Here is a 6765-nt window from a genome sequence, read left to right as displayed (position 1 = left end):
ATCGACCCGGCAGAAGCCGAACGAGTCACCGAGCTCTGGGACCTGATCCGGCAACTCGCCGCCCACATCAACCTCACCATCCCCACACCACCAGAGGTGCATTTGGATGTCACGATCCCGGTCGACCTCCTCGCCGGCAGCGACCACGCCACCAATCCCGACACCAGCACCACCAGCCCCGACGCAACCAGAAGCCACGCACGCAACGACGGGAGCAGTCTGCCTCCAGCACCCGGCAGCGGCGACCAGCCGCCCGGCCCAGATAACCAGGTCGGCAAACCACCCGGGGACACCAGCGCCAGCGACGTCGGAAGCAGCAGCGGCAGTGATCCGTGCTGCCCACACACCGGAACGACCCGGTGGCGCGCCGGTGACCTCATCGATGAACGACACGCCGCGATCATCGACGGCATCGGACCGGTCGACCCCGACCTCGCCCGCCACCTCGCCGCCGACGCCCGCTGGCGCCGGGTCCTTCACGACCCAATCACCGGCATCGTCTACGACGTCGGGAAAACCCGCTACCGCCCACCAGCAGACATGCGCCGCCGCGTCATCACCCGGGACGTGACGTGCCGCTTCCCCGGCTGCGCCCGCACAGCCGCATACTGCCACCTCGACCACGTCATCGAATACCCGAACGGGCCCACCGCCGACACGAACCTGATCGCGCTATGCGAACTCCACCATCGGGTGAAACACCAAACCGGATGGCAACTAGTCCTCCACGACGACGCCAGTATCGACTGGACCAGTCCCACCGGCCGCCGCTACACCACCCACCCGCCAGGACGTAAAACACCACCCCGCCGCAAGCGAAACAAGAAAAACACCGCCGCCTGACTGGCCCAAGCACCGTCCCGCGCGGGGGTTCAATTACAACGCGATCTGCTCGCGACGAAAGACGACGACGAGCACTCTCAGAACAAGAACTACCGAAACGACCATCAACGCATAGCCAAGTACGTCGAACAGGCCGATGTTATCGGCCAGTCGCGGTCCTCCTCGAGTTCCCAGCAACATCACGGACATGATCCCCGCGGCAGATCCGATAACGGTGAGTAACGCCTGATGCAACCAACCGGTCATGACGCTCCGGTCGCGGCGATCAGCGAAATGACGGACATTGACGGTAAAGCGCCCCTGCTCCAGCGAATCAGCGACCCGGTCGACGCGGCGAGGTAGCCGGCGCAGCACGGGAAGCAGCGACATCAGTTCGTTCTCGACGGACTTGCGGATGACATTCGGCCCGGCTACGTCCGCCACTCGTTCCTCTTTCGCGACGCGGGCTTCGGCAAGAATGTCGAATGTCGGATCGAGGACCGTCAAGGTGCCGTCCAGGGTCGCAAACGCCCGAAAGACGGCCGCCACCTGAGGCGGAACCCCCAGCCGATGTGCGGTCACGACCCGGAAGAGCGCAGTGAACGCCGCCGTACCAGCCTGAACACCCGGCAGCGCGTATCGCACGATCAACTTGCCCACCGTGCGTTCTAGCTCACGTTCGTTGACCTCACCCGGACGATCCACTAGCTCCAGCAGAGCGTCTGTAGCCGACGACGAGTCTCCGGTCGTCAACGCCGCAAGCAGCCGGCCGATCGCAACACGGGTCGTCGCGTCGAGCCGTCCGACCGACCCGAAGTCCAGTAGCGCCAACGACCCATCTGCCTGCACCAGAATATTTCCCGGGTGCAGATCGACATGAAACAGCCCTCGCACAAGAACTTGGTCCAGTACGACGCCAAGTAAGGTCCGGGCAATCTGCTTGCGCCTAGCTGGCCCCATCTCGGTGAGCGATGCGGCCGCTGCACCTAGTGGTGTTCCGTCCAGCCGCTCCATCACAAGGACTCGACGACTACTCAGCTGGGGGTACGACGCCGGGACCCGGACACGCTTGTCAGACGGCGACATCGCCGCGATCGCGACAAGATTGCCCCGCTCGTTCGTGAAGTCGAGCTCCTCGCGTAGCGCTGCTCCGAACCCGCTGACGAGCGCGCGCAGGCCGATCGTCTTGCCCCACTCAGTGCGCGACTCGAGTGTCTTCGCCAACCTGTCGAGGATGTCAAGGTCGCGTTCGGCAGTCTCTGCGACGCCAGGGCGTCGTACCTTGATGACGACCTTCTCGCCGGAGAGTAGCGACGCAGCGTGCACCTGCGCCACAGAAGCAGCCGCTATCGGGGACGGATCGATATCGGCGAACGCCTCATCTAGCGAACGACCCAAGTCCTCTTCAATGACAGCTTTGACTGCTTCCCAAGGGATCGGGGCCGCGGCGTCTTGCAGCGACGACAGTTCCTGGATGAATTCCGACGGCAGTAGGTCTCGCCGGGTCGACAACTGTTGCCCGAGCTTGACGAAGGTGATCCCGCCGTCATCGAGCGCGCGGCGTAACGACCGCGCAAGGTCCTGCCGGGACGTCCGCGAGTCGAGCCCCCGGTGCCGATAGCCCCGGAAGAATCGCCTCAAGCCGTGTCGCGCGGCGATCCGCACAACCTGACAATAGCGGCGGGCCCGCGCAATACGAGAACGCCAGCCATGCCACAGCTCCAGCGGTCCAGGCAGTGATCCGGCGGGGACGATGACCTCGCCTATCACCAGCACCACCATGCCGATCAGGCTTGCGCAACACACCGACAGTACGACGAATACAACACCAGTCACCGTGTCGATCCTGGAGTCTGGAGGAAGCATCGTTCGCAATATCGGCGTCGCAAGACTTAGCGCGAACGCCGCCGCAATCAGCGTGCGCACCAGTCCCAGGCGCACGCCCAGCAGCCGGGTGATTACCGCGCTGAATGCGAGGATCGTGACGAATAGAAAGGGCAGGAAGATCACGTTTTCCAGTAACCAGCGCATCTAGATCCCCACTTGGTGTCTTTTGAGTAGATTCACCCGTTAAGAATCGACATCGGCGCGCCCGCGCACATCATTCGACGGTGCAAGGATTGTCATCCCTGAGAAGGAGGCGTCACCTCCTGCTCAAGGCCGGTCAGTCGTCGACGGCCTGGTACGCCGAAGTCCAGAAGTCAGTGAATACGTTCGGCATCTTGGGAGAGTCCATAGCCCGTTGAGTCATCAGTATTCCGACCAGGTCTTCGCGTGGGTCCGAGTACGCCGAGGTACCTAGGCCGCCGTCCCAGCCGAATGTGCCGACCGACCACGCCAGTCCGGTACGCCGCGTCACCACGGATACGCCCAGTCCCCATCCTCGATCACCTCCAAGCAGTACGGCGTTCGCCGATCGTTGCTCGGCGGTCAGGTGATCGGTAGTCATCAGTTCGACGGAAGCACGCGACAGTATGCGGGTACTCCCGGTCCGGCCACCGCCGAGCATCATCCGACAGAAGGCGAGATAGTCGTCCACGGTAGCCACCAGACCTCCTCCGCCGGACGCGAACTGAGGTGTCGTACTCCAATATCCACCTACCGAGTCGTCGAGCACGACGAGACCTGGCCCATTCGTTTCAGAGGTATAGGCACCTGGAAGGCGGTCCAGTTTTTCGGTCGGCACGTGAAACGCGGTGTCGCGCATACCGAGTGGCTCGAAGATGCGTTCTTGCATGAAAAGGTCGAGGGGCTGGCCGCTTGCCCGTGCAATGAGAACGCCGAGCACGTCGGCGCCGGTGTGATACATCCATCCCTCGCCCGGTTGGTGCGCCAGCGGCAACCGACCCAGACGTACCAGCCACTCGTCCGGCGGCAGTTGCGGAGGTATCCCGCCGGGCGCGAGGCCGGCTTCGTCCATCGCCGTACCAATGGGGGTGCTGCCGGGCGGCGCCATAACTGCGCCGATACCGAGCCGGAAGGTCAGTAGATCGCGCAGCGTTATGGGCCTGCGCGCTGGGACCGTGTCGTCTAGGTCCGCGCTGAGAGAACGCAATACAACGCGGCCCGCCAGCTCAGGAAGTACATCGTCGAGCGGATCATCCAGTCGGAGCACGCACTCCTCAACCAAAATCATCGCCGCGGCAGCAGCGATCGGTTTAGTCATCGAAGCAATCCGGAAAATCGTGTCCCGGCGCATCGGCTGGGTGCCGCCCACCGTCATCGTGCCGCACGCGTGCACGTGCGTGTGATCTCCTCGGCTCACGAGCGCCACGATGCCTGGTATTTCACCACGCTCGATGTATCCGTCCATGATCTGGTCCAAGCGACCCAATCGATCAGCGGAAAGTCCGCGCGGGCTCATTGTGCCTCCAACGAATTAGCGGAGCCGCGCTAGCGTGGCTCCGAGGTGACCTTGAGATGTCCGACTGCACGCGTAGCCTTCGAGGTGCATCAACATTGGTGCTTTGATGGTGACGCACCGAGGCCGTGATGGCAACGGTCTCATCGCGCCGTCATATACCTTGGACGCATCCCGCGCGAGTGGGCCAGCCGACTGAAAACGTCGCCAGTTCCTCTTGATTTTGTCGTACGCCTGTTCGATGATGTAGGGGTGACGTCTTCCCCATTGGCCGCGGCCGCGCTTGCAGATCTTCCACTGCAACGCGCGTCATCTCTGTCCGCAGCGACCACGTCACCGAGCGTCGTACCAACCGAAGTCATCCCCGGCAGCGAGATCGCTAAGCGTTACCAACCGACCCTCCCCGGCCTGATCGGACTCCTCGGGGGCACCGGTCTTAAACGCGGTGTCACCTATCTCGTCGAGTCCTCGACGTCACTGGCGATGGCGATGCTGGCCGGTCCGAGCAGCGCGGGCGCGTGGAGTGCCGCGATCGGGTTGCCGTCGTTCGGTACGCATGCCGCTGAGTGCCTCGGCATCGACCTCGCCCGGCTCGCGCTCGTGCCCGACCCCGCCGAGCACTGGCTTGACGTGGTTGCCACCCTCAGCGATGCGCTCGACGTCCTCGTCGTACGGCCACCTGGCCGACCCCGCGATGCCGACGTACGCCGGATCGCCGCGCGCATGCGCCAGCGCGGCTCGACACTCATCGTGCTCGACTCCTCGTGGCCAGGCAGCGAACTACGCCTGACCGTCGGGCGTAGCACCTGGCTCGGGCTCGACCGCGACGGGCATGGTCATCTCGCCGCTCGACACGCGCCGGTCACCGCCAGCGGCAAGGGGCGACCGTACGTCGAGCGCATGTGGCTGCCGGCACCAGACGGCACCGTCAGACCCTACGAGCCAAGCACCACACTGCGAGTAGTCCAATGACCAGCGACACTCTGTTTGACCCGGACGACCTAGCGCTCTTCGACCAAGAACCACTGCAGCGGGTCCTGGTCATGTGGTACCCCGACTGGCCTGTCGTCGCGGCGGCGCAGACCTGCGACATCTCAGACGCGCTCATCGCGGTCTTCGACAAGGGCGCCGTGCTCGCCTGCTCTCCTGCGGCCCGCCGACACGGCGTCGCACGCGGGATGCGCAGCCGGGACGCGCAGTCACGATGCCCGTCACTGCGCGCCGTGCCCTACAACCCCGCCGACGACGCCCGCACATTCGAACCGGTTCTGCGCGCTATAGAGGAGCTTTCCCCTGGCGTGGAGGCGATCCGACCGGGAATGTGCGCCACCGGCTCACGCGGGCCTAGCCACTACTTCGGCAGCGAGTCCGCGCTCATCGACGCGCTCGGTGACTATCTCGACAGCCTCGGCTACCCGGACGCACGTTTCGGAGTCGCCGACGGATCGTTCGCCGCGACACAGGCGGCGAAGGTCGACACGGTTGTCCCGCCCGGCGAGTCGGCGATCTTCCTGTCACGACTACCGGTCGACACACTGAGCCGGCCTGAACTAGCAGATGTGCTGCGGCGTATGGGTTTACGCACGTTGGGCGACTTCGCGTCCTTGCCAACCACTCAGGTCTCGGCCCGGTTCGGCGCAGACGGGGTCGCCGCGCACCGGTTGGCGGCGGGCATCGAACGCCGTCGACTAGCAATCCGCACACCCCCACCGGAGCTCTCCCTCTACGTCGACCTCGACCCGCCACTGGAACGGGTCGACACGATCGCGTTCGCCGTCCGCGCCAAAGCCGACGGGTTCATCGCGGCACTGGCCCGCTACGACCTTGTCGCGACATCCGTGCGGATCGTGCTGCGCGACGAAGATGGCAAGACCTCCGACCGCTTGTGGCGGCACCCGAGGTGGTTCAACTCCAACGACGTCGTCGACCGAGTGCGCTGGCAGGTGCAGGCTGCGACACCCGCCGACACCGGCTCCGGAGTGGGCATCCGGGCCGGCGGCGCGCTGACCTCCCCGATCACGACCATCATCGTCACTCCGCAGCACGTCGACCGGATCGGCGTGTACGCCGACGGGCTATGGGGAGACAACAACCCCGACGAGCGCATCCACCGGGCGTTCACCCGCGTGCAGAGCATGCTCGACCACACTGCGGTCGTCACCGCCGTGCGCAGCGGAGGGCGGGCGCCCGTCGAACACACCACCCTGGTGCCGTGGGGCGAGGCGCTGACACCGCGGCGCGACCCGACACCACCCTGGCCGGGCCGTTTACCCGAACCTGCGCCGTCGCAGGTGCTCGCCACCCCTATCGCCATCCAGGTGCGCGGTACGACGTCGCCGCTGATCGTCAGCGATCGCGGCACGCTCAACGAGCAACCGGTCGCCATCGCCTATCGCAACGGTTCGACCGATCCCATCGACGCCTGGGCCGGTCCGTGGCTCAGCGACGAACGCTGGTGGAACGCCGATGCGGCCCGGCAACTCGCCCGGCTGCAGGTCACTACCGACGAGCATGCCTATCTCCTCGTCTTCACCAAGGGCCACTGGTGGATCGAGGCCTCCTATGACTGAGCTGATCTTATG

5 protein-coding genes are annotated in these 6765 nt (G+C 65.0%); 3 read left to right on the top strand and 2 right to left on the bottom strand.

Annotated elements, in window-relative coordinates; genetic code table 11:
- A partial coding sequence (locus CLV47_RS22175) for an HNH endonuclease signature motif containing protein (RefSeq protein ID WP_170111180.1) occupies positions 1–843 on the top strand: 843 nt, incomplete at its 5' end.
- Positions 844–876: 33 nt separating this feature from the next.
- Here CLV47_RS22175 and CLV47_RS19920 read toward each other — a convergent pair.
- Both CLV47_RS19920 and CLV47_RS19915 read right to left on the bottom strand, forming a co-directional pair.
- Entirely contained in the window at positions 877–2853 is a 1977-nt protein-coding gene (locus CLV47_RS19920; protein WP_106350881.1) for an ABC1 kinase family protein, read from the bottom strand.
- 133 nt (positions 2854–2986) lie between these two features.
- On the bottom strand, positions 2987–4186 hold the full coding sequence (locus CLV47_RS19915) for a serine hydrolase domain-containing protein (RefSeq protein ID WP_106350880.1): 1200 nt from the start codon (positions 4184–4186) through the stop codon (positions 2987–2989).
- A gap of 249 nt (positions 4187–4435) precedes the next feature.
- Here CLV47_RS19915 and CLV47_RS19910 point away from each other — a divergent pair, with 249 nt between their 5' ends.
- Both CLV47_RS19910 and CLV47_RS19905 read left to right on the top strand, forming a co-directional pair.
- On the top strand, positions 4436–5155 hold the full coding sequence (locus CLV47_RS19910; protein ID WP_146135464.1) for a hypothetical protein: 720 nt from the start codon (positions 4436–4438) through the stop codon (positions 5153–5155).
- Positions 5152–6753, top strand: coding sequence for a DNA polymerase Y family protein (locus CLV47_RS19905; protein WP_106350878.1), 1602 nt, complete (start codon positions 5152–5154; stop codon positions 6751–6753). The genes CLV47_RS19910 and CLV47_RS19905 overlap by 4 nt, the downstream gene beginning before the upstream one ends.
- Positions 6754–6765 lie beyond the last annotated feature (12 nt).

The sequence above is a fragment of the Antricoccus suffuscus genome (genome assembly GCF_003003235.1).
GTDB lineage: Bacteria > Actinomycetota > Actinomycetes > Mycobacteriales > Antricoccaceae > Antricoccus > Antricoccus suffuscus.
The sequence above is the reverse complement of the archived record's forward strand: the minus strand, read 5'-3'. Positions and strand labels throughout refer to the sequence as shown.